This is a genomic window from Streptomyces sp. NPDC006140 (assembly GCF_040628815.1).
Lineage (GTDB): Bacteria > Actinomycetota > Actinomycetes > Streptomycetales > Streptomycetaceae > Streptomyces.
Genome location: NZ_JBEXTS010000020.1, coordinates 53303 through 74654 on the forward strand (window position 1 = coordinate 53303; position 21352 = coordinate 74654).

The following is a 21352-nucleotide window of genomic DNA, read 5'->3' on the forward strand; positions in this document are numbered from 1 at the left end:
GGCGGTCCCTGCCGGCCCATCTCGCGCTGCGCGACGCCTGAGGCCGGGGCGCGGGCCCGCCGCCGCCCGGACCGGGTGCGTTGACCCGGGGCCCCTCCGCGGGTGAGGGTGCGTCACGGCGCGTTCCGCGACCCGCGCCGGAAGGACTGCTGCCGTGATCGGCATCTCGGAGATCGAAGCCGCGGCGGAGCGGATCGCCGCGCACGTCGTGCGCACCCCGACCGTGGACAGCCCGGGGCTGTCGGCGCTGCTCGGTGTCCCGGCCACCGCGAAGCTGGAAGTGCTGCAGCGCACCGGCTCGTTCAAGGCGCGCGGGGCGGCGGCGAAGCTGCTGTCGCTGGGCGAGGCCGAGCGGGCCGCCGGCGTCGTGGCGGTCAGCGGCGGCAACCACGGGATCGCCCTCGCGGTCATGGCCGCCGCCCTCGGCGTGCGGGCGACGGTGGTGATGCCCCGGTCGGCGCCCGCCCGGGCCGTGGAGATCGCGGAGTCGTCCGGGGCCTCGGTGCGGCTGACCGACGACATGGCCGGGGCCTTCGCGCTGATGACGCGGCTGCAGCGGGAAGGGCTGACCCTGGTCCATCCCTTCGACGACCCGGTGGTGATCGCCGGGCAGGGCACGGTCGGGCTGGAGTTCGCCGAGGACGCCGGGGACCTCACCGACGTGCTCGTCAGCATCGGGGGCGGCGCCCTGATCTCCGGTGTCGCCACCGCGCTGCGGGCGCGCCGGCCGGGGGTGCGGGTGTGGGGCGTGGAGACCGAGGGCGCGCAGGCCATGTCCGAGGCGCTGGCGGCGGGCGGCCCGCGGCCGGTCGCCCTGTCGTCGATCGTCTCCACGCTCAGCGCCCCGGAGGTGTCGCACCTGACGTACGACCATGTCTCCGCCCTGGTCACCGAGGTGCTCGTGGTCCCGGACCGGGAGGCCGTGCAGGGGTCGCTGGATCTGGCCGACCACGCCAAGGTGTGGGCCGAACCGGCCGCCGGGTGTCTGCTGCCCGCCGCCCGGCGGGTCCTGGAGCGGGTCGGTGACGGGGCCCGGCTCGGGCTGGTGGTGTGCGGGGGCAACGTCACCACCGGCGACATGATCGCCTGGTCGCACCGGTTCGGTCTGCGCTGAGGATCCGGCCGCCCTCCGGAAACCGTCGCCGGAAATTCTCCGGAGGGCTGGCGAGTTCAGCGGTCGGACACCTTCACATTTACCGCCGGTTACCACCTGGCCGGCCGCGGATTTAAGATTCCAGGGGCTCGCGGCGGCCGAATTCTCCTCGCCCCTGACGGCCCGGGTGGCCGAGGTGAGCCGCCCCCGAACCCGCGAAAGACCGTTTTTCCTCGCACACTTGCTCCCATCGTTTGAATAAAAGACAAGATTGACCGCTGAGTTGCGATCCGATTGAACGCGGGCGGCCCCGCCCCCCGTACCTCTGGAAAAGGTGAGAGCCAGGTTTCCAGCGAGGGATGGCCATGGGCAGGGCGCACGTCTCCACACACCAGTTGGTCGCCGGGCGGTACCGGCTGCTCGAGATCATCCAGCGCGAGACCAACCGCATCTGCTGGTACGCCGAGGACATCGGCGCCGGCGACATCTCGCGCCCGTGTCTCGTCACCCAGATCGGGCTCCCGAACGACCCGGTCGAGACCGAGCGCCGGACCGCCGCCCGCCTGCTGCGCACGTCCGAGTCCATGGCGCTGCTGTGCCCCGGCCGCATCGCCACCGTCGTGGACGCCGTCGAGGAGGCGGGCACCCTGTGGACCGTCAACGAGTGGATCGACGGCACGCCGCTCGGCGAACTCCTCTCGGAGCAGGGCACGTTCAACTACGTGCGGGCCGCGCGCGTCGGGCTGGAGCTGCTCGACGTGCTGGACGCGGCGCACGCCGAGGGCATCACGCACGGCGAGCTCAGTCCCGGCCAGGTGTTCGTGCGCGAGGACCACTCCATCGTCGTCACCGGCTTCGGCCTGGCCGGCGCGACCCTCGCACCACGCCTGACGGCCCCCGCGTACGCCTCCCCGGAACAGGCCCGCGACCAGCGCATCGGACCCGCGGCCGACCTGTGGGCGCTGGGCGCGATCCTCTACACGACGGTCGAAGGGCGCCCGCCCTTCCGTGACCGGGGGCGCCCGGAGAACACCCTGAAGGGCGTGGACCGGCTGCCGCTGCGCACGCCGATGCGCGCCGGGCCGCTGGCGCAGGTCGTGCAGGGGCTGCTCCGCAAGGACTCGCGGGAGCGGCTCACCCGCCCGGTGGTCCGGGAGGCGCTGACCCGCGCGCTCAGCGAGGAACCCGAAGCGGGCCTGGGCTCGGTGCCCGCCCCGCGGCTGCGCGGCGCGTACGCCGCCGGGCGGCCGGGAAGCCCGGCCTGGAGCAGACGGACCATGGTGGCCGGGACCGCCCTGGCCGTCGTCACCGTCGCGGTCGCCGTGCTCGCCGCGACCCAGGGGCTGCCCGGCGGCGACTCGGGCAGCGACGCGGCCGAGTCCCCGGCCCGGCCGCCGGCCTCCGCCGCGTCGCCGGGCGAGAGCACCGGTGGCGACGGCGACAGCCCCGAGCCGTCGGCGTCCCCCAGCCCGACAGGGCCCCCCTCCCCCTCCCCTTCCGTCACGAGCACCACTCCGTCCCCCACCGCGACGCCGTCCGCCCCGGCCACGGCCCTGCCGCCCGGCTTCCAGCGCTATCACGCGCCGGAGGGCTTCTCCGTGGCGCTCCCCGAGGGCTGGAAGCGGCTGGACACCGACCGCCAGGGCGACCTGGCGTACCGGATCGTCTTCGGTGCCGACGGCGACCACCGCACCCTGGCCGTCACCTACAGCGAACGGGTGGGCCCGGACCCCGTCGCCGTGTGGCGGGACGACGTCGAACCGCACCTGAAGCGGTCCGGCGGCTACGAGCGGATCGGCGAGATCCGCGCGACGACGTACCAGGGCCGCGAGGCCGCCGACATGGAGTGGACGGCGCGGGCCGACGGCACCCGCGTGCACACCTTCGGCCGGGGCTTCCTGCTGGGCGGGGGCCGGAGCTTCTCGCTGCGCTGGACCACCCCGGACGCCGACTGGGAGGACGCGGTGAACCAGGCGGCGCTGGGCACGTTCCTGAAGACGTTCCGGCCGGGCTCAGACTGAGCCGCGCGGCACTCGCTGGTCGGTGAACCCGCGGCCGTGGAGCGGCTGGGTGCGCCAGTGCGCCGTGAGCGTCCGGTCCGCGAGCGAGCAGGTCAGCGCCAGCCGGTGCGGGGTCTCCAGGAACGCCACCTCCACGGCGAGCGTGCCGGCGTCGGTCCAGCCGCCGCTGACGGCGGTCGGCAGGGGCTCCTCGGCCACCGTCCAGCCCGGCGCGCCGCCGAGCCGCAGGTCCAGCCGGCCCTCGCGTCCTTCCTCGGTGAGCGTCAGCGTCCAGCCGTCCGCGTCCGGTGCGAGCCCGGCCGCCCGCACCGGGCCGGGCCCGCCGGAAGGCGTGAACTCGGCGGCGGCCCACTCCTCGGCCCGCTCCGGCGGTGCGGGCCTGCCCGGGGCGGGCGGCAGCGCGAGCCGGTCGAGGCGCTCCCGCAGCTCGGCGTCGGCGGCCTCCCGGCCGGGCAGCGGCTCGGGCCCGAAGGCGGGCAGCAGGTGCTTCCAGACGAGGTTCAGGTACTCCTGCATGCGCTCGGTCGTCTCGGCGGTCGCCGCGATCACCGCGTCCTGCTCGGGCAGCACCAGGCAGAACTGGCCGTACGCGCCGTCGCCCCGGTAGCCGTGCCGGGAGATCCAGAACTGGTGGCCGTAGCCCTGGTTCCAGTCGTCCCATCCCCCGTCTCCCATGGCACCGGCGGTCGGTATGTGCGGGCGTGAGGCGCGGGCCGCCCACCCCTGCGGCAGCAGCCGCTCGCCCTCCCAGACCCCGTCGGACAGGTACAGCTGGCCGAGGCGGGCGACGGCGTCGGTCGGGGCGTACAGGCCGCTGAAGCCGAGCTCGCGGCCGGTATGGTCGTGCCGCCAGACCACCTTCCCGATGCCGAGCGGGTCCAGCAGCCGGGGCCGCAGGTATTCGCTGAGCGGCAGGCCGGTCACGCGCTGCACGATCGCGGCGAGGGTGTACGTGGTGGGCTGGTTGTAGGCGAAGACAGTGCCCGGGTCACGGTCGGGCGGCAGCAGCAGGAACCCGCGGACGGGCTCCGCGGGGTCGCGCGCGTAGGCCTCCTCGACGGTCTCCCGCTCGTGGCCGCTCGCCATGGACGCCACGTGCCGCACGAGCATGGCCCGGCTGCGCGGGTCGGTGATGTCGGCCTCGAACTCCGGGAAGTACGAGAGCACCGGCGCGTCGAAGTCGAGCAGTCCCTCGGCCTCGGCCAGCGCGGCGGCGGTGCCGGTGAAGCTCTTGCTGAGCGAGTACAGCAGCTGGGGGCGGCCGGGGGTGTACGGCGCCCACCAGCCGGAGGCGACCAGCCGGCCGTGCCGCACGATCATCAGGCTGTGCGGCTCGATCCCGGGGGCGGCTTCGAGGGCGTCGAGGAAGGCGAGGACGCCGGACGCGTCGACGCCCTGGGCGGCGGGGTCGGAGGGTGAGAGCACGGTCATGCCCGCATCCTGCCTCGCCGGCGGACCTTGATCGAGCCGTTTTCCCGCCCGATGTCAGGGGACTCGGCGGTTATGGTGCAAATCGGATACACGATGATGACCGAGCAGGCCGGCCCCCGCGAACTCGTCGACCACGTGGTGCGGGCCGAGGAGGCGGGCTTCGACTTCTCGGTGACCTCCGACCACTACTTCCCGTGGCTGCGCTCGCAGGGCCATTCGCCGTACGCCTGGGCGGTGCTCGGCGCGGCCGCCCAGGCCACGTCGCGTATCCCGCTGATGACGTACGTGACGTGTCCGACGTTCCGCTACCACCCGGCGGTGGTGGCGCAGAAGGCGGCGACGGTGCAGTTGCTGTCCGAGGGCCGGTTCCGGCTGGGGCTGGGCTCGGGCGAGAACCTCAACGAGCACGTGGTGGGCGGCGGCTGGCCGTCCGTCGATGTCCGGCACGAGATGTTCGAGGAGGCCGTGGAGATCATCCGCGCCCTCTTCAAGGGCGGTCACGTCAACCACCGCGGCACGCACTTCGACGTGGAGTCGGCCCGGTTGTGGGACCTGCCGGAGGAGACCCCGCCCATCGGCATCGCCGTCTCCGGCGAGCGGTCCTGCGAACTCGCGGGCCGGCTCGGCGATCTGGTGATCGCGACCGAGCCCAAGGCGGGCCTGCTGGAGGCGTTCGACCGGCACGGCGGCGCGGGCAAGCCCCGTGTGGGCCAGCTGCCCGTGTGCTACGACCCCGACCGGGACACGGCCATCAAGCGGGCGCACTCCCAGTTCCGCTGGTTCGGCAGCGGCTGGAAGGTCAACTCGGAGCTGCCGCACCCGGACTCCTTCGAGGCGGCGACCCAGTTCGTCACGCAGGACGACGTCGCCGACTCCATCCCCTGCGGCGACGATCCGGACGCGTTCGTGGAGGCCGTACGCCCCTACGCCGAGGCCGGGTTCACCGAGATCGCCCTGGTCCAGATCGGCGGCGAGTCCCAGCCGGCGTATCTGGACTGGTCGGAGAAGACCCTGCTGCCCGCCCTGCGCGACGCGTTCGGCTGAGGTCCTCCGCCAGCGCCTCGACGACCTGCCCGACCAGCTGAGCCCTCCGGCCCGGGGGGCTCTTCTTCACGAGAGCGCTGACCCGCTGCGCCTCCTCGGTGCTGGGCAGTGCCCCGGCCAGGAGGAGGGGCAGCAGCAGGCGCCGGACGAGCAGTTCGCTCTCGGAGGTGACCTGCGGCCGGCGCACCACCGAGACGTTCACGCGGACCGCGTGCTCGTTGCCCGGCGGGACGCCCGGCCGGTCCGTCTCGATCGCGGCGTAGCGGAAACCGTGCGCCTGGTCGCAGGGCGGGCAGCCGGCCGGGCCGCGGGCGAGCCGGTCGCCGCAGCCGGGGCACGTGAGGCGGTCGAGGGCGGCGTCCACCACCCGCCAGTCGTGCCGGTCGGGTTCGGCCGCGACCATCTCGGCCAGCGCCGTCTCCTGCTCCGCGTCGGTGACGTCCCACCGTCGCAGGAAGGCGGCCCACGCCTCCTCCACGATGCCGTCGACGAGTGCGCGGCACGCATCGCAGCCGGGGGCACCGCCGTATTGGTACCCGCCGCACTCCGCGCAGCGGCGCGGCACGGCGCCGATCTCGGGTCGCACCATGCCAGGCATCCTCGCGCAGGCGAGCCGCGCGGGGGAACGGATTAAACACGGCGGCACCCCCACCGGCGGTGAACGGCGAGGTCAGCGGGGCCCGGTAGGCTGCCGTGCGCACTTCGCGCAGTTCCGATCAGCCCCCCAGGAGAGTCGTCCGTGACCGTAGCCCTCACCCCGCCCGAGACGTCCGCCGTGTCCCCGGATCCCGCGTCCACGGAGCCCGTGTCCGACCTCGTCGCGCGGGACGCGCGGGAGTTCGGGGCGTACGCCCGGACCGGAGGGTGGGCCTTCGGGCTGAAGGTGGCGCGCAGCGTGCGGCCCGGCGGGCAGGGCGCCGACGAGACGCCGAAGGTGTCCGCGAAGGAGTTCGCGGAGCTCGCCGGCTGCTCCCCGGAGCGGGTCATGCGCTACTACAAGGCGTGGGACCGGGCGGCCGACGACGGCCTGGTCCCGCACTTCGAGGCCCTGACACCGGGTCAGGAGGTCGAACTGCCGGACGCCGACGTGTGGCTGAGCTACTACGTCTCCCGCAACAGCGCCGCGTCGGAGCGCGGCACCGCCATCGCCGAGGCCGCCGAGGCGGAGGGCATCCGGCCCACCAAGGCGCTGGAGGTCGCGGAGAACCCCACCGCCCTGCGGGCCGCGATCCTCGCCGACCCCTCCACCGCCCGCGCGGCCCGCCAGGCCCTGCTGGACCGGGTCCGCGAGGACCCCGGCCTCCAGTCGGAGCTGGCCCGCGACGTCGTGCGCACCGACGAACTGAAGAAGGCCGTCGCCGGCGAGAGCAGGGCCGCCGACCGCATCGGCTACGTGCGCCAGATCGCCGAGTCGGGGCAGATCAGGACGCCTGCCGGGCAGACCGTCGAGGCGCCCGCCGACCTGCGCCAGGAGGCCGAGCGGCACCTGTCCCTCCTCGACGAGCTGGACGAGGGCGAGGACGCCGGCGAGTGGGCCGCCGAGGCGTACGACACCATGAAGTCCCTGGTCGTGGAGGCCGTGGAAGCCGACCCGGGGCTGCGCGTGCAGGAGCGGCGCACGAAGTTCTACAGCAGCCTGCAGAAGGCGACCAAGGTGTTCGAGGAGCTGACCTTCGACGACGTCCCGGAGTTCTTCGAGGACGACATGGTCACGCAGTTGGAGGAGCTCCAGCGGGCCGTGGCCGTGTGCATCGAGTCGCTGCGCGGAGCCCGCGGGAATCACCCGGAGGGCTGAGCATCTTGTGCGTGTGGGGGGTACTAGAGGGCTCTACGTCGGTTCTTCCCGGAGGCCCTCTCGTGAACTCCTTCGTGCACAAGACCCTGGTGGTGCAGCTCCAGGCGGGTGACACGGACCGCTTCTCCGTGCTCGCCCACCTGAGCTACGACGCCGCCGACCCGTTCGCCGTCACCGTCGTCTTCAGCCACGACGGCCGCGTCCTCGCCCGGTGGCAGCTGGACCGGGAGATGCTCGCCGACGGTCTGCGGCGTCCGGTCGGGGTCGGGGACGTGCGGATGCGTCCCGAGTCGCGGGGCGTGTGGCAGGAGCTGCGCATGGAGTTCCTGGGCGATGCCCGCCCCGACGGGGGCCGCCACCACGCGGTGGTGTTCGCCTGGGCCCCGGCGTTCGCGGCGTTCCTGCGGGAGACCCACGAGATGGTCCCGCCGGGCCGCGAGGAGGTCCGCGTCGACGACTTCCTCGCGGACGTCATCGCCGGGGGCTGAACCGCGGCGACCGGGGGCGGGCTCCGCCGGTCACCTGGAGGTGTGGCGGTGCCGGGTCCACAGGGGCAGGGCGAACCAGCACAGCAGGTACCAGCCGACCACGCCGGCCACCAGGTAGGGCACGAAGCCGTCGTGGGTGGCCACGCGCAGGATCAGCAGCAGTGAGGCGGTCGTGGTGGCCAGCAGCAGCACGAGGCCGAGCAGGGTCAGCCGGGACGCCAGCTGCACCGCCTGGGGTTTGACGCGCCGCCCGGAGACGAGGCGGTGCAGGGACACCGGCCCGATCAGCGCCCCGGTCGCGCACGCGCCGAGCACTACCGTCACCAGGTAGATCATCTGGTCCGTGTCGGTCAGGTCGTCGTACTTCTCGGTGAACACCACGGTGAGCAGAAAGCCGAACAGGATCTGCACGCCCATCTGCGCCACGCGGACCTCCTGGATGAGCTCCTGCCACATCCGGTCCGCTCTCTCCTCCTCGGTCTCGTTGCGCCCCCGGCGCCTGGCCCCGCCCTCTGCCGTGTCGGTCACTGCGTCCTCCCGGTGTGAGAACTCGCGCGTCCTTACTCCTGAGCGGGTTCCCCGGAAAGGGCCGTACTCCCGGCCCGCGCGCGGTTTGAGCGATCAGGCGGCGGTTACACGGACGGCGCGAATGACGCAGAGACCGAGGAGGTCGTGGACGCATGTCCGGTACGCAGCTCACCGTGACGCTCAGCGGCGGAGGCGCCGACGACGCGCGAGCGGTCGTCCGGGCCCTGGAAGGGACGTTCGGGGCGCCGGACGAGCTTCCCGCCGACGAGAACGCGACGGTGCACATGGCGACCTTCGACGGCGCGCAGGCCGGTGCCGGCGGAGGCACCGGGGAGGGCGCCGGGCGGCTGTCCGCGCCGGTGACGGTCACGGTGCAGGGCACTCCGGAGGCGGTGCGACGGGCGAGCGACACGCTCTCCCGGGCCTTCACGGCACGCGACGACGGTGCCGCCTCCGGCGACCAGGAGCAGGAGAGGCAGCTGCTCCTGGTGCCGTGAGGGCGAGCCTTACCAGCGGTTCTCCACCTGCTCCCGGATCCGCCGCTCGTACAGGTCGCGGATGGCCGTGAGCGTCTCGCCGGGCAGCTCCGGCAGCCGGGCGGCGGCCGCGTTGGCGCGGGCCTGCTCGGGCGAGCGGGCCCCCGGGATCACGGTCGTCACGCCGGGCTGCTCGATGATCCAGCGCAGCGCGAGCTGGGCCGGGGTGTATCCCTCGGGGGCGAGCGCGGCGAACTCGGCGGCCGCCTCGACGCCGGTGGCGTAGTCGACGCCGGAGAAGGTCTCGCCCACGTCGAAGGACTCGCCGTGCCGGTTGTAGGTGCGGTGGTCGTTCTCGGGGAAGACCGTGTCCCGCGTGTACTTGCCCGACAGCAGGCCGGAGGCCAGCGGGACGCGGGCGATGATGCCCACGCCGGCCTCACGGGCGGCCGGGAGCACCTCGCGCAGGGGCTTCATGCGGAACGGGTTGAGGATGATCTGCACGCTCGCCACGCCCGGCCGGGCGATCGCGGTCAGCGCCTCGGCGCAGGTCTCGACGCTGACGCCGTACGCGGCGATCCGCTCCTCCTCGACCAGGGTGTCGAGGGCGTCGAACACCTCGTCCGTGGAGTAGACGGGCGTCGGCGGGCAGTGCAGCTGCACCAGGTCGATGCGGTCGACGCCGAGGTTGCGCCGGGAGCGGTCGTTCCAGGCGCGGAAGTTGTCGAGCACGTAGTTCTCGGGGATCTGCTCGACCCGGCGGCCCATCTTCGTGGCGACCAGGACGTGCAGGTCCGGCCGACCGCCGAGGAAGGCGGCGATGGTCTGCTCGCTGCGGCCGTCGCCGTAGACGTCGGCGGTGTCGAAGAAGGTCACTCCGGCCTCGGCCGCCGCCTCCAGGACCGCGAGGGCTTCCTTGTCGTCGACGTCTCCCCAGTCGGCACCCAGCTGCCACGTACCGAGACCGACGACGGAAGCGTGCTGGCCCGACCTGTCGAATGTGCGCTCGTCCATGGGCGTCAGTCTGTCATCCGTCAGGGTCCCGCGTGGAAGGTACTGGTCCGGTCCGCCGACCCCGCCGAATTCACTCGCACGAGTGAATAGCGGGGGCGGGGACATGCCACGTGTCAACGGACCTCTAGCGTGACTGCACGTGACAACGGGTGCAGAGAGCAACTTCCCTTCGGGCGCCTCGCCCTGGACGCGCCGGGGCTTCCTCCGCACGGCGGCCGCGCTGGCCGTCGTGCCGGGTCTGCCGGCGGATCCGGCGGTGGCCGCCGCGGAGCTGCCGGACTTCCCGGCGGACGTCGCGCTGTACCGCTCGGCGTACCGGAACTGGGTCGGCGAGATCACCGCCGACGGCCTGTGGGCGTGCGCGCCGGACGGCCCGGAGCAGGTGGTCGCCGTCGTCAACTGGGCGTGGCGGCAGGGGTGGCGGGTGCGGGCGCGGGGCGCCGCGCACGGCTGGTCGCCCCTGACGGTGACGGAGGGGACGGCGTCCGGTGCGCCCGTCCTCCTCGTCGACACCGCGCCCCACCTCACCGGCCTCGCCCTGGACTCCCCCACCGCCGTGCGCGCCGGGACGGGCGTGACCATGGAGGCCCTGCTCGCATACCTGGAGGAGCACGGCCTGGGCGTCACGGCCGCGCCGGCACCCGGGGTCCTCACCCTCGGCGGGGTCCTGGCCGTGGACGGGCACGGCACCGCCGTCCCCGCGCGGGGCGAGCGACGGCTCCCCGGGCACACGTACGGCTCGCTCAGCAATCTGGTGCTGTCTCTGACGGCGGTCGTGTGGGACTCCCGGGCCGGCGCGTACGTACTGCGCACCTTCCACCGCGACGAGGCGGACGGCGCCGCGCTCCTGACCCACCTGGGGCGGTCGCTGGTGACCGAGGTGGTGCTGCGGGTGGGGGACAACACCCGGCTGCGGTGCGTGAGCCGTACGGACATCCCGGCCGGCGAGCTGTTCGCCGCGCCCGATTCCGGCGGGCGGACGTTCGCGAGCTTCCTGGACGAGGCCGGCCGGGTCGAGGCGATCTGGTTCGCCTTCACCGAGCACCCCTGGCTGAAGGTGTGGAGCGTCTCCCCCACCCGCCCGCTGACCTCGCGGACGGTGACGCGGCCGTACAACTACCCCTTCTCCGACAACATCCCGGCCCCGGTGGCGGAGCTGGTGGGCCGGATGACGTCGGAGGCGGCCTGGTACCTCGCGCCGGTGCTCGGCAACGCGCAGTACGACGCGGCGGCGCTCGGGCTGGTGGCGACGCTGTCGGCCGACCTGTGGGGGCCGTCCAAGAACACGCTGCTGTACCTGAAGCCGAGCACCCTGAAGGTCCATGCCAACGGTTACGCGGTCCTCACCTCGCGGGACGGGGTGCAGCGGGTCGTCGCCGAGTTCGCGGCGTTCTACCGGGAGCGGCTCACGGCGTACGCCGCCCGGGGCAGCTTCCCGGTCAACGGCTCGGTGGAGATCCGGGTGACCGGCCTGGACGACCCGGGCGACGTCGGGACGCCCGGGGCCCGCCCGCCGCTGTTGTCCGCGCTCCGGCCGCGCGCGGACCGCCCCGAGTGGGACACGGCCGTGTGGCTGGACGTCCTGACCCTGCCGGGCACGCCGGACGCGGAGGTGTTCCTGCGCGAGCTGGAGCGGTTCCTGCTGCGCACCTTCGACGGCGGTTCCGCCCTGACCCGGGTCGAGTGGTCCAAGGGGTGGGCCTACACGGACGACGCGGTGTGGAGCGACAGGGAGGTGCTGGGCTCGGTGGTGCCGGCGGCGGTCGGGGCGGCCGAGTGGGCCGAGGCGGACGCGGTGCTGGACCGTCTCGACCCGCACCGCGTGTACGGCAACGCCTTCCTGGACCGGCTGTTCGCTAGGGGGTGAGGTGCGCCTGGAGGGCGGGCGCGTAGCGGTCCACCAGGTTCTCGACCGTGCTCGCCCGCAACTCCGGGCCGCGGGCGATGCCGTACATCACGCCCAGGCCCAGCAGGGCGGCGACGGCCAGTTCGGCGCGCAGGCCCGCGTCGGGGCCGGTGAGTCGGGCGGTGAGGCGGTCGGTCACCTGGGTGCGGAAGTTGGCGCGCAGGATGTCGCCCTGCTCGCCGTGCAGGGGCGCGAACACGATCCGCAGCAGCGGGTCGGCGCCCTGCTCGGACTGGCTGACCAGCACGTGCCGGACCATGTGCCGGCCGAGGTCCTCCAGCGGCGCGGCCAGCAGGGCCTCGGCGTCGGCCTCGAAGGACATGACCCGGGCGAAGAGCGTGTCCTTGTTCCCGAAGTACTTGAGGATCAGCGGCGGGCTGACACCGGCGCGGTCGGCGACCGCCTTGAGCGTGATGTCGGCGTGCGCGTGCCGGGCCAGCAGGTACCGGGCCGCCTTCAGGATGGCCGCCTTGGTCGACTCGGCGTCCCTGCGGGCCGGTGTGGGCATGACGGGTGGAGTGCTCACGGCACTCATGCTCCCTCCATCGCCCTGTCGCGTGCGCCCCGGGTGCCGTGCCGGACCGGCCCGGGCCCGTCCGCGGGGTCCTGCGCCGGGTCGCCGGGGATGCACAGCGCCGTCGCGGCGGCCAGGAGGGCGACCGCGCCGGCCATCGCGAAGGCCAGCTGGTAGCCGTGCAGCGTGGGCACGGGCACTCCGCCGACCAGGCCGGTGTGGTGCACCAGCACGGCGGCCACGGCGGCGCTGGAGCCGGCCTGGCCGATCGTCCGCATCAGGACGTTGACGCCGTTCGCGGAGGCGGTCTGCCCGGCCGGCACGGCCCGCAGGATGAGCGTGGGCAGCGCCGAATAGGCCAGGGTGGTGCCGGTCGCGACGACCGTGGCCCCCGCGATGATCATCCACAGGTCGCGGCTGTCGGCGATGCGCACCGCGTACCCGGCGGCGATGACCGCCGCCCCGAGGGCGAGCGTGACGCGCGGCCCGCGTGCGGCGGAGATCCGGGCGGAGACGGGCGACAGCAGCAGCATGACGATGCCGCTGGGCAGCAGGCACAGGCCGGTGGCGACGATGGACAGCCCGAGCCCGTACCCGGTGGCCTCGGGCGCCTGCACCAGCTGGGCGGTGACGAGGGTGTTGGCATAGAACGCGAACCCGGCGAGCAGCGCCGCCCCGTGGGACAGCCCGACCCGGGGCCGGGCCACCAGCCGCAGGTCCACCAGCGGCTGCTCGGCCCGCAGCTGCTGCCACGACCACAGGGCGAGCACGACGGCGGCAGCGGCGAACAGGCCCGTGACACGCGGGCTGCCCCAGCCCCACTGCCCGCCCTGTGACACGCCGAGCAGCAGGCACACCAGCCCGGCGGCCAGGCCCAGCGTGCCCGGTACGTCGAACCGGCCCGGCTCCCGCACCGGCGACTCCCGCACCGCCCACCACACGAGCGTCACGCCCGCGGCACCGAGGGCGCTGGTCACCCAGAACATGGTGTGCCAGTCGGCGTACTGCACGATCACGGCGGCCAGGGGCAGGCCGAGGGCGGCGCCGATGCCGACGGTGGAGCTCATGAGGGCCACGGCCGATCCCCGGCGCTCGGGGGGCAGCTCGTCGCGCAGGATGCTGATGGACAGCGGGACGACCGCGGCGGCGGCTCCGGACAGGGTGCGGGCGGCGATGAGCAGGGCGATGTCGGAGGTCAGGGCGCACAGGACGGAGCCCAGGGTCATCAGGGCCAGGGCCGCCATGAGCACGCGCCGCTTGCCGTACATGTCACCGGCCCGGCCGAGGACGGGGGTGAGGACGGCGCCGGAGAGCAGCGTGGCCGTGACCATCCACGAGACCGTGCCCGCCGGGGCGCCGGTCAGCCGGGGCAGGTCGGGCAGCAGGGGCACGACCACGGTCTGCATGACGGCCATGAGGATGCCGCCGTACGCGAGCGCCGGGACGGTGAGCCGGTCCCGGAGGGTGCTCGCACCGGGCGGCTTGCGTATCGCGGCGGTGTGGTCCATGGGCACTCCAAGGGCTGCGCCTGCGCGAGGGCGCGGGTGAATTGTCATTCACCTTAGCCGGTGAATGACAATTCACCATAGGGCGGAGTGCCTACAGGCGGCTGGTCAGCTCCCGGGCGTGCACGGTCCGCGCGACCTTCGGGCCCAGCCAGCGCTTGAACCGGCGCAGCGCCTCCAACTGCCCGGCCGCCCGGTCGAGCCGGTAGTACAGCTGCGGCGGGACGTGGGGCAGCAGGGGTGAGTGGCGCTGGCCGAGCAGGGCGAACATGCGCTCCGGCGGCAGGTGGATGTAGCGCGGCAGGTTCTCGTACCACTGGGCGCTGTAGCGTGCCGCGCTCTGCAGGGGGACGAGGGCCGTCTTGCGTTCGTGTTCGTAGCGGGCCAGGGCCTGCGGAAGCGCGGCGGGCTCGCGCAGCGCCGCCGCCAAGGCGATCGCGTCCTCCAGGGCGAGGGTGGTGCCGGCGCCGATGGAGTAGTGCGTGGTGTGGGCGGCGTCGCCGAGCAGGACGAGGTTGCCGTGGTGCCAGGTGCGGTTCGTGAGGGTGCGGAAGGTCTGCCAAGGGGTGCCGCCGGGGCGGCCGAGCAGGGGGTGGCCGTCCAGGACGTCGGCGAAGAGGCTCTCCAGCAGGGCCCGTCCCTCGGTCTCGCCGGCGCGGTCGAGCCCGAGTCCGGTCCAGGTGGCGGGTGCGCATTCGACGACGCAGGTGCTGCGGTCGGGGCCGTAGGCGTAGCCGTAGCACCAGATCCAGCCGTACCGGGTCTCCACGAAGGCGAAGGTGAAGGCGTCGAAGACCTTGGTGGTGCCGAGCCAGACGTAGGGGTTGCGGCCGGTCGTGAGCCGGGTGCCGAAGTGTGCCGCGTGGCGGGTGCGCAGGGCGCTGTGGACGCCGTCGGCCGCGACGACGAGGTCGGCGTCGGGCAGTGCCCCGGGGTCGGCCTCGGACGCGTACTCCAGTCGCACGCCGAGCTCGCGCGCCCGGGCGGCGAGGATCTCCAGGAGACGGTGGCGGCCGATGCCGTGGCCCTGGTCACCGCTGTGCCGGGCCGTCAGGTCCCCCACGTGGGCGACGCCGTCGGACCACCGGACGGAGCCGGCGTCCAGGGCGCGCGCCGACTCGGGGTCCTGGGCGTGGAGTTGGTCCAGCAGTCCGCGCCAGTACGTCACGCCCCAGCCGTAGGTGGAGCCCTCCGGGTCGCGTTCGTGGACGGTGATGTCGTGGGACGGGTCCTGCCGCTTGAGCAGGATCGAGAGATACAGACCGGCGGGCCCGCCACCGACACAGGCGACCTTCACGCACACCCCTGAGAATTACCGAGAGCTGTCGATTGCGGACGCAGAGTAGCAGGACAAAAGCATCATCGACCGAACCGTCGTTTCGCGTCAGTTCCGCGGCGTGACGCACACCACGAGTCGCGGACCGCCCGGGGAGAAACATCCGCCACAGCGCCCGGACCGGGCGGAATTTCCCCCTCCAGGCCGGCGCGCGCGGACTGCCGCAGCAAGATCATCTTGGTTCAACCTTGCACCACATAAGGGGAATTGCCCGAATCGCAGCCAACCCGCTCGCGGGGATTTCTCCCGTTACCGGACAGACCGATAGGCATACGGCGTCATCACCCGAACGACCCCAGGAGATCCGTATGCCGGAACTCAGCCGTCGCCGCGCGCTCACCGCCGCGGCCGCCCTCGCCACCGCCGCGGGAACCGTGCCGGCCCTGGCCCCGGCCGCGACCGCCGCCGGGCACCACGACTCCCCCGCGTCCTTCGACGAGGTCTACAAGGGCCGCCGCATACAGGGCCGGCCGGCCTCCGGGTCCGGTCACCACCACCACGGCGCGGGCTACGCGGTCTTCGTCGACGGCGTGGAGCTGCACGTGATGCGCAACGCCGACGGCAGCTGGATCAGCGTCGTCAGCCACTACGACCCGGTGGCCACGCCGCGCGCCGCCGCCCGTGCCGCGGTGGACGAGCTGCAGGGCGCGCCCCTGCTGCCCTTCCCCGCCAACTGACCCGTACCGCACCGCACCTGGAGCACCCGCACATGGCTGTCCGCAAGAACCAGTCCGCCCTGACCGCCGACGAGAAGCGGCGTTTCGTCGCCGCCCTGATCGAGTTGAAGCGCACCGGCCGCTACGACGAGTTCGTCACCACGCACAACGCGTTCATCGTCTCCGACACCGACAACGGCGAGCGGACGGGCCACCGCTCCCCGTCCTTCCTGCCCTGGCACCGAAGATTCCTCCTGGAGTTCGAGCGGGCGCTGCAGTCGGTGGACGCGTCGGTGAGCCTGCCGTACTGGGACTGGACCGTCGACCGCACGCCGCGCGCCTCGCTGTGGGCGCCCGACTTCCTCGGGGGGACCGGGCGCGAGCGGGACGGCCGGGTGACGGACGGGCCGTTCGCCGCGTCGAGCGGGAACTGGCCGATCAACGTGCGGGTCGACGGCCGTACGTTCCTGCGCCGCTCCCTGGGGTCCGGGGGCCGCGAGCTGCCGACGCGGGCCGAGGTCGACTCGGTGCTGGCGATGCCGACGTACGACATGGCGCCCTGGAACAGCGGCTCGGACGGTTTCCGCAACCACCTCGAAGGGTGGCGGGGCGTCAATCTGCACAACCGCGTCCACGTCTGGGTCGGCGGGCAGATGGCCACCGGGGTCTCCCCCAACGACCCGGTGTTCTGGCTGCACCACGCGTACATAGACAAACTGTGGGCCGACTGGCAGCGGCGCCACCCCGGCTCCGGCTATCTGCCGGTCGCGGGCACGCCGAACGTGATCGACCTGCGCGAGACGATGCGGCCGTGGCACGACATGACCCCGGCGGACCTGCTGGACCACACGCCGCACTACACGTTCGACGTCTAGGTGTATTGATCACGAGCGTTGTTAACGCTGGCTGGGCTTGATCATGGCGAAGGCCCCCGTGTGTGGTGGAGGTGTCGAATCTTCACCGCACGGAGGCCTTCGTGTCCCACCGTAATGCCCGGCTGACCGTTCACGGCAGGCGGCTGCTGGTCGAACGTGTCCGCACCGGTCGCCCTGTCGCCCATGTTGCCGCCGAGATGGGCATCTCCCGCGTCACCGCGCACAAGTGGATGCGCCGCTGGCGGGCTGAAGGCGAGCAAGGGCTGCACGATCGGTCCAGCCGTCCGCGTACGACACCGCACCGCACGGCAGGGGCGATCGAGGCCCGCGTGTGCCGTCTTCGGCAGGACCGCAAGCTCGGCCCGGCCCGCATCGGTCCGATCCTGGGCCTGCCCGCCTCGACCGTCCACCGCATCCTGGTCCGCCACGGCCTGAACCGACTGGCCTTCCTGGACCGGCCCACCGGCCAGATCATCCGCCGCTACGAACGCGCCCGCCCCGGCGAGCTGGTCCACGTCGACGTCAAGAAACCCGGCCGCATCCCTGACGGCGGCGGCCACAAAGTCCTCGGCCGACAAGCCGGCCGCAACAGCATGGGCTTCGACTACGTCCACTCCGCCGTCGACGACCACTCCCGCCTCGCCTACAGCGAGATCCACGGCGACGAGAAGGCCGCCACCTGCGCAGACTTCCTGCGCCGGGCCGCAGCCTTCTTCGCCACCTGCGGCATCACCCATATCGAGCGGGTCCTGACCGACAACGCCTGGCCCTACCGCAAGAGCTTCGCCTGGCAGCACGCGCTCGCCGACCTCGGCGCGGCCGGCAGGCTCACCCGCGCCTACCGGCCGCAGACCAACGGCAAGGCCGAACGCTTCAACCGCACCCTGCTCGACGAATGGGCCTACCTGCGGCCCTACACCAGCAACACCGAACGCACCGCCGCACTGGACAACTTCCTGCACACCTACAACCACCACCGCTGCCACACCGCAATCGGCGGCCAGCCACCCATCACCCGCGTGAACAACCCTGCGGGTCAATACACCTAGGGCCCGAAGCGGCCGCAAGCGGCAGGTCAGACGGTCGCGCCCGTGCGGCACTCGGGGTGGCCCCAGCCGCTGTCGTTCTTGGTGATGGGCTCGCCGGCCGCGTAGGAGCGGCCGCACTGGCAGCGGCCGGGGAACTTCGCCTTGATCGTGCGCGACGAGCCCTTCGCCGTGGAGGTCTTCGCGGTGCGGGCCGCGCCGCCGCGGGGGCGGGAGCGCGGGGCCTTGGCCGGAGTGTCCGGGGCGGGCGGCGGCTCGGGGGAACCGAGGTCGCTGCCCGCGGGCTCCTGGACGGTCGCGGCCTGGCTGGCGGCGCGGTCGGCGAAGTCGTTGAGCCGGTCGCCGTCGACCTGGTGGGCGGGGACGTAGCGGAACTCGACCGAGCGGCCGTCGAGCAGTTCGTCGATGCGCACGACGAGGTCCTGGTTGGCGACCGGCTTGCCGGCGGCCGTCTTCCAGCCGTTGCGCTTCCAGCCGGGCAGCCAGGTGGTGACGGCCTTCATCGCGTACTGCGAGTCCATGCGGATCTCCAGCGGCACGTCCGGGTCGGTCGCCGCCAGCAGGCGCTCCAGCGCGGTCAGTTCGGCGACGTTGTTGGTGGCCCTGCCGAGGGGCCCCGCCTCCCACCGCTCCGGCGTCTCGGAAGCGTCGGCGACGACCCAGGCCCAGCCCGCGGGCCCGGGGTTTCCCTTCGAAGCCCCGTCGCACGCGGCCACAACACGTTCACCCATGGACACGATCATGCCATGGGCGGGCCGGGTGCCCGTCGCGGCCGTTCAGGAGACGTCGGTCATGGCCGGCATCTCGCCCTCGGTCCTGGTGGTGTCGATCACCGAGAAGTTCGCGCCCTGGGGGTCGGTCAGCGCCGCGAACCGCCCGAAGGGCGTGTCCATCGGCCCGAACTGCAGCGTCGCGCCGAGCCCGGTGGCCTTCGAGACCGCCTCGTCGCAGTCGGCCACGCTGAAGTAGACGTTGATGTACGGCGGCACCTCGGGCGGGAAGTCGTCCGTCATCTCCATCCGGCCGAGGGCGGGGCGCTCGCCGAGGTTGTAGACCCGGAAGTCCATCGTGTGGTCCTGCATCTGCTGGGCGCTGTAGCCGAAGACCGAGGGGAAGAACGCGTCGGACTTCTGCGGCTCGCGGGTGAAGACCTCCGCCCAGCAGAACGACCCCGGTTCGCCCATGTCCGCGGCGAACCCCTGGTGGGTGCCGGCCTGCCAGACGCCGAACAGCACGCCACCGGGGTCGCGGGCCAGGCACATGGTGCCGAAGTCCGCCACCTGCATCGGCTCCATCAGCACCTCGCCGCCGTTCTCGCGGATCTTCCGCGCGGTGGCGGCGGCGTCCTCGGCCGCGAGGTACAGGCACCACTGCGACATGCCTTCCTGGCCGGGCATGGGCGGGACGACGGCGGCGGCCGCCTTGCCGTTCGCGTAGGCCTCGGTGTAGTTGCCGAGTTCCGTCGACGCCTCGGCGAAGGTCCAGCCCAGGACGTCGCCGTAGAAGCTCTTGGCCCCTTCGAGGTCGCTGAACATCGCGTCGGCCCAGCAGGGGGCTCCTTCAGGTTGCACGGCCATGGCTGCGTCCCTCTCCGGACGGGTGGATGGTCCGTTTCCTCACGCTAGTCACCTGTGAGCCGGGCCGCGCGCCGAGCGCGAGCCGCTTCGGGACCGGTGCGCGGGCGGTGGCTACGGCGAGTGCACGACCGTGTCGGCGGCGTTCGCGCGCCCTGTGCGCCCGGCGGCGCGGGGCGGCAGACCGGCGTGGGGTCATACGGCTGTTCGTCCTCCGCCCCGATCGGGGGTTTGCCACCGCCGACGCGAGAAGCCGCCCCCTTCACGCGGTTATCCGGCCGCCTCCGCCGCTGTTTGGCTGGTACTCGTGCCGCGCCCGGCTCACCGGCGCCACGAGGCCGCCGGCCCCGCCGGCCGTCCCGCCGTCTTCACCGACCACTCCATCCACCCCTGCCGACCGCTCGGCCCGCCCCTGCTCGGTCCGGGGGCGTCCCACTCCGCCCGTTCCACCCCAGGGAGGGAATGTGTCCGCACCCGAGAGCACCACCGGACCCGCCACCGACGACCCGGCCCCCCGGCCCGCCGCAGCGCCCACGGAGGCGCAGCTCACCAGTCTCAGCACGGAGGCGGCCCGCCGGCTCGCCACGACCACCAAGTCCGTTCCGCAGATGCAGGCCATCACCTCACGATGGCTGCTGAAGATGCTGCCGTGGGTCGACGTCAGGGGCGGTGCCTACCGGGTCAACCGGCGGCTGACCCTGCGGCTGGGCCGGGGCCGGGTGCAGTTCGAGCAGAACGGGGCCGATGACATCAGGGTCATCCCCGAGACGCTGACCGAACTGCCCGTGCTGCGCGGCTACGCCGACACCGAGGCGCTGAAGGAGATCGCCGCCCGGTTCGAGGTCCGCGAGGTGCGCGTCGGCGAGGTGCTGTTCGAGGCCGGCCAGCCCGTCACGGAGGCCTATCTGATCGTGCACGGCCGGTTCACCCGGTACGCCACCGGCAAGTACGGCGAGGAGGAGGTCATCGGCGTCGTCACGGACGGCGAGGGACTCGGTGACGAGGCCGTGGGACGGGCCGATCCGCTCTGGCTGACCTCCGTGCGCGCGGAGACCGCGGGTGTGGTGCTGGTGCTGTCCTGGGACACCCTGCTGGAGTACACCGACCGGGTGCCCTCCCTCGCGGCCCATCTGGAGGCCTACGCCGAGCGGCAGAGCAAGCCCGTGAACCGCAAGGGCGAGGCGGATGTGCCGGTGCAGGCCGGGCACGTGGGCGAGCCGGTCCTGCCCGGCGGGTTCGTCGACTACGAACTCGCCCCGCGCGAGTACGAGTTGTCGCTCACGCAGACCGTGCTGCGCGTCCACACCCGGGTCGCCGACCTCTACAACGACCCGATGGACCAGACCGAGCAGCAGCTCCGGCTGACCATCGAGGAGATCCGCGAGCGCCAGGAGTGGGAGCTGGTCAACAACCGCGAGTTCGGGCTGCTGCACAACACCGACTACAGCCAGCGCATCAGCACCTTCTCGGGCCCGCCGACCCCGGACGACCTGGACGAGCTGCTGTCGATGCGCCGCAAGACGCGGCTGTTCCTCGCCCACCCGAAGGCCATCGCGGCGTTCTTCCGGCAGTGCAACAAGCGGGGGCTGGTGCCGGGCACCGTGAACGTCGAGGGCCACGAGGTGCCCGCCTGGCGGGGTGTCCCGCTCTTCCCGTGCGGCAAGATCCCGGTCAGCGACCAGCACACCAGCAGCATCATCGCGCTGCGGACCGGAGAGGCCGACCAGGGGGTCGTCGGACTGTTCCAGACCGGTATCCCGGAGGAGTATCAGCCGGGCCTGAACGTGCGGTTCATGGGCGTCGACGACACCGCGATCATCCGCTACCTGGTCACCGCCTACTACTCGCTGGCCATCCTGGTGCCCGACGCCGCGGGCATCCTGGAGAACGTCCAGATCGGCCGGACGGCCGGCTGACGGGCGAAGTGGAGTACGACGTGAACGCTCCCCCGACGCCCGGCGGACCGACCTCACCCCTCGGCGGTCCATCCGCGTCACCACGCCCACCGATCGGCCTGCCGGTGTCCGGCCCAGGGATCCCCGGTCCGCCG

The 21352-nt window shown here is 73.0% G+C and carries 20 protein-coding genes; 11 read left to right on the plus strand and 9 right to left on the minus strand.

The window, feature by feature from the left end:
• The first annotated feature begins 154 nt into the window (after positions 1 to 154).
• Together ABZ386_RS36325 and ABZ386_RS36330 are read left to right on the plus strand one after the other, a co-directional pair.
• On the plus strand, positions 155 to 1114 hold the full coding sequence (locus ABZ386_RS36325; RefSeq protein WP_351348456.1) for a threonine/serine dehydratase: 960 nt from the start codon (positions 155 to 157) through the stop codon (positions 1112 to 1114).
• 344 nt (positions 1115 to 1458) lie between these two features.
• Positions 1459 to 3114, plus strand: coding sequence for a serine/threonine-protein kinase (locus ABZ386_RS36330; protein ID WP_358967852.1), 1656 nt, complete (start codon positions 1459 to 1461; stop codon positions 3112 to 3114).
• On the opposite strand, the gene ABZ386_RS36335 is transcribed toward ABZ386_RS36330, so the two are convergent.
• Positions 3106 to 4545 carry a serine hydrolase gene (locus ABZ386_RS36335; RefSeq protein WP_356504599.1) on the minus strand — a complete coding sequence of 480 codons (1440 nt, stop codon included), beginning with the start codon at positions 4543 to 4545 and terminating at the stop codon, positions 3106 to 3108. The genes ABZ386_RS36330 and ABZ386_RS36335 overlap by 9 nt on opposite strands.
• A 72-nt stretch (positions 4546 to 4617) precedes the next feature.
• On the opposite strand from ABZ386_RS36335, the gene ABZ386_RS36340 reads away from it, so the two are divergent.
• Positions 4618 to 5589, plus strand: coding sequence for an LLM class F420-dependent oxidoreductase (locus ABZ386_RS36340; RefSeq protein ID WP_358967855.1), 972 nt, complete (start codon positions 4618 to 4620; stop codon positions 5587 to 5589).
• Here the strand turns inward: ABZ386_RS36340 and ABZ386_RS36345 are convergent.
• The gene (locus tag ABZ386_RS36345) at positions 5486 to 6178 is read right to left on the minus strand and encodes a hypothetical protein (RefSeq protein WP_351348466.1); all 693 of its coding nucleotides are present in this window, start codon (positions 6176 to 6178) and stop codon (positions 5486 to 5488) included. The two genes, ABZ386_RS36340 and ABZ386_RS36345, sit on opposite strands and share 104 nt — an antisense overlap.
• A 150-nt stretch (positions 6179 to 6328) precedes the next feature.
• On the opposite strand from ABZ386_RS36345, the gene ABZ386_RS36350 reads away from it, so the two are divergent.
• Together ABZ386_RS36350 and ABZ386_RS36355 are read left to right on the plus strand one after the other, a co-directional pair.
• Entirely contained in the window at positions 6329 to 7384 is a 1056-nt protein-coding gene (locus ABZ386_RS36350; RefSeq protein ID WP_356619075.1) for a hypothetical protein, read from the plus strand.
• A gap of 62 nt (positions 7385 to 7446) precedes the next feature.
• Positions 7447 to 7872, plus strand: coding sequence for an SsgA family sporulation/cell division regulator (locus ABZ386_RS36355; protein ID WP_114250088.1), 426 nt, complete (start codon positions 7447 to 7449; stop codon positions 7870 to 7872).
• A 30-nt stretch (positions 7873 to 7902) separates the two neighbouring features.
• Here ABZ386_RS36355 and ABZ386_RS36360 read toward each other — a convergent pair whose 3' ends face one another.
• On the minus strand, positions 7903 to 8400 hold the full coding sequence (locus ABZ386_RS36360) for a DUF6328 family protein (RefSeq protein WP_114250089.1): 498 nt from the start codon (positions 8398 to 8400) through the stop codon (positions 7903 to 7905).
• Between the two features lie 152 nt (positions 8401 to 8552).
• On the opposite strand from ABZ386_RS36360, the gene ABZ386_RS36365 reads away from it, so the two are divergent.
• The gene (locus ABZ386_RS36365; protein ID WP_356504603.1) at positions 8553 to 8897 is read left to right on the plus strand and encodes a hypothetical protein; all 345 of its coding nucleotides are present in this window, start codon (positions 8553 to 8555) and stop codon (positions 8895 to 8897) included.
• A 9-nt stretch (positions 8898 to 8906) separates the two neighbouring features.
• Here the strand turns inward: ABZ386_RS36365 and ABZ386_RS36370 are convergent, their stop codons facing one another.
• A complete protein-coding gene (locus ABZ386_RS36370; protein ID WP_356504605.1) occupies positions 8907 to 9890 on the minus strand; it encodes an aldo/keto reductase in 984 nt (327 codons plus the stop codon).
• A 139-nt stretch (positions 9891 to 10029) separates the two neighbouring features.
• Between ABZ386_RS36370 and ABZ386_RS36375 the strand changes: the two genes are divergently transcribed.
• Positions 10030 to 11757, plus strand: a complete 1728-nt coding sequence (locus ABZ386_RS36375; RefSeq protein WP_358967858.1) for a cholesterol oxidase substrate-binding domain-containing protein — start codon at positions 10030 to 10032, stop codon at positions 11755 to 11757.
• Here ABZ386_RS36375 and ABZ386_RS36380 read toward each other — a convergent pair.
• The 3 genes from ABZ386_RS36380 to ABZ386_RS36390 all read right to left on the minus strand — a co-directional run bounded on the left by ABZ386_RS36380 (position 11747) and on the right by ABZ386_RS36390 (position 15118).
• Positions 11747 to 12331, minus strand: a complete 585-nt coding sequence (locus ABZ386_RS36380) for a TetR family transcriptional regulator (RefSeq protein ID WP_351348482.1) — start codon at positions 12329 to 12331, stop codon at positions 11747 to 11749. The two genes, ABZ386_RS36375 and ABZ386_RS36380, sit on opposite strands and share 11 nt — an antisense overlap.
• Positions 12328 to 13818, minus strand: coding sequence for an MFS transporter (locus ABZ386_RS36385; protein WP_358967861.1), 1491 nt, complete (start codon positions 13816 to 13818; stop codon positions 12328 to 12330). Before ABZ386_RS36385 ends, ABZ386_RS36380 begins: the two co-directional genes overlap by 4 nt.
• 91 nt (positions 13819 to 13909) lie before the next feature.
• Complete coding sequence (locus tag ABZ386_RS36390) at positions 13910 to 15118, minus strand: FAD-dependent monooxygenase (RefSeq protein WP_358967864.1); 1209 nt, start codon at positions 15116 to 15118, stop codon at positions 13910 to 13912.
• A gap of 341 nt (positions 15119 to 15459) precedes the next feature.
• On the opposite strand from ABZ386_RS36390, the gene ABZ386_RS36395 reads away from it, so the two are divergent.
• The 3 genes from ABZ386_RS36395 to ABZ386_RS36405 all read left to right on the plus strand — a co-directional run bounded on the left by ABZ386_RS36395 (position 15460) and on the right by ABZ386_RS36405 (position 17731).
• Positions 15460 to 15828: a tyrosinase cofactor gene (locus ABZ386_RS36395; protein ID WP_351348491.1), complete on the plus strand. Its 369-nt coding sequence runs from the start codon at positions 15460 to 15462 to the stop codon at positions 15826 to 15828.
• A gap of 32 nt (positions 15829 to 15860) precedes the next feature.
• On the plus strand, positions 15861 to 16682 hold the full coding sequence (locus ABZ386_RS36400; RefSeq protein ID WP_355721416.1) for a tyrosinase family protein: 822 nt from the start codon (positions 15861 to 15863) through the stop codon (positions 16680 to 16682).
• Between the two features lie 101 nt (positions 16683 to 16783).
• Positions 16784 to 17731, plus strand: coding sequence for an IS481 family transposase (locus tag ABZ386_RS36405; RefSeq protein ID WP_358967866.1), 948 nt, complete (start codon positions 16784 to 16786; stop codon positions 17729 to 17731).
• Positions 17732 to 17757: 26 nt separating this feature from the next.
• On the opposite strand, the gene ABZ386_RS36410 is transcribed toward ABZ386_RS36405, so the two are convergent.
• A complete protein-coding gene (locus ABZ386_RS36410; protein ID WP_358967869.1) occupies positions 17758 to 18471 on the minus strand; it encodes a ribonuclease H in 714 nt (237 codons plus the stop codon).
• Positions 18472 to 18504: 33 nt separating this feature from the next.
• On the minus strand, positions 18505 to 19305 hold the full coding sequence (locus ABZ386_RS36415) for a VOC family protein (protein WP_351347977.1): 801 nt from the start codon (positions 19303 to 19305) through the stop codon (positions 18505 to 18507).
• A gap of 461 nt (positions 19306 to 19766) precedes the next feature.
• Between ABZ386_RS36415 and ABZ386_RS36420 the strand changes: the two genes are divergently transcribed.
• Positions 19767 to 21218 (plus strand): family 2B encapsulin nanocompartment shell protein, encoded by a 1452-nt coding sequence (locus ABZ386_RS36420; protein ID WP_351347979.1) that lies wholly within the window; start codon positions 19767 to 19769, stop codon positions 21216 to 21218.
• The last annotated feature ends 134 nt before the right edge of the window (positions 21219 to 21352 follow it).

Coding starts and splice junctions, on each gene's coding strand:
- ABZ386_RS36365 (WP_356504603.1), top strand. CDS start 8,553: ATGTCCGGTACGCAGCTCACCGTGACGCTCAGCGGCGGAGGCGCCGAC.
- ABZ386_RS36340 (WP_358967855.1), top strand. CDS start 4,618: ATGGTGCAAATCGGATACACGATGATGACCGAGCAGGCCGGCCCCCGC.
- ABZ386_RS36410 (WP_358967869.1), bottom strand. CDS start 18,471: ATGATCGTGTCCATGGGTGAACGTGTTGTGGCCGCGTGCGACGGGGCT.
- ABZ386_RS36370 (WP_356504605.1), bottom strand. CDS start 9,890: ATGGACGAGCGCACATTCGACAGGTCGGGCCAGCACGCTTCCGTCGTC.
- ABZ386_RS36345 (WP_351348466.1), bottom strand. CDS start 6,178: ATGGTGCGACCCGAGATCGGCGCCGTGCCGCGCCGCTGCGCGGAGTGC.
- ABZ386_RS36400 (WP_355721416.1), top strand. CDS start 15,861: ATGGCTGTCCGCAAGAACCAGTCCGCCCTGACCGCCGACGAGAAGCGG.
- ABZ386_RS36395 (WP_351348491.1), top strand. CDS start 15,460: ATGCCGGAACTCAGCCGTCGCCGCGCGCTCACCGCCGCGGCCGCCCTC.
- ABZ386_RS36380 (WP_351348482.1), bottom strand. CDS start 12,331: ATGAGTGCCGTGAGCACTCCACCCGTCATGCCCACACCGGCCCGCAGG.
- ABZ386_RS36415 (WP_351347977.1), bottom strand. CDS start 19,305: ATGGCCGTGCAACCTGAAGGAGCCCCCTGCTGGGCCGACGCGATGTTC.
- ABZ386_RS36335 (WP_356504599.1), bottom strand. CDS start 4,545: ATGACCGTGCTCTCACCCTCCGACCCCGCCGCCCAGGGCGTCGACGCG.
- ABZ386_RS36330 (WP_358967852.1), top strand. CDS start 1,459: ATGGGCAGGGCGCACGTCTCCACACACCAGTTGGTCGCCGGGCGGTAC.
- ABZ386_RS36385 (WP_358967861.1), bottom strand. CDS start 13,818: ATGGACCACACCGCCGCGATACGCAAGCCGCCCGGTGCGAGCACCCTC.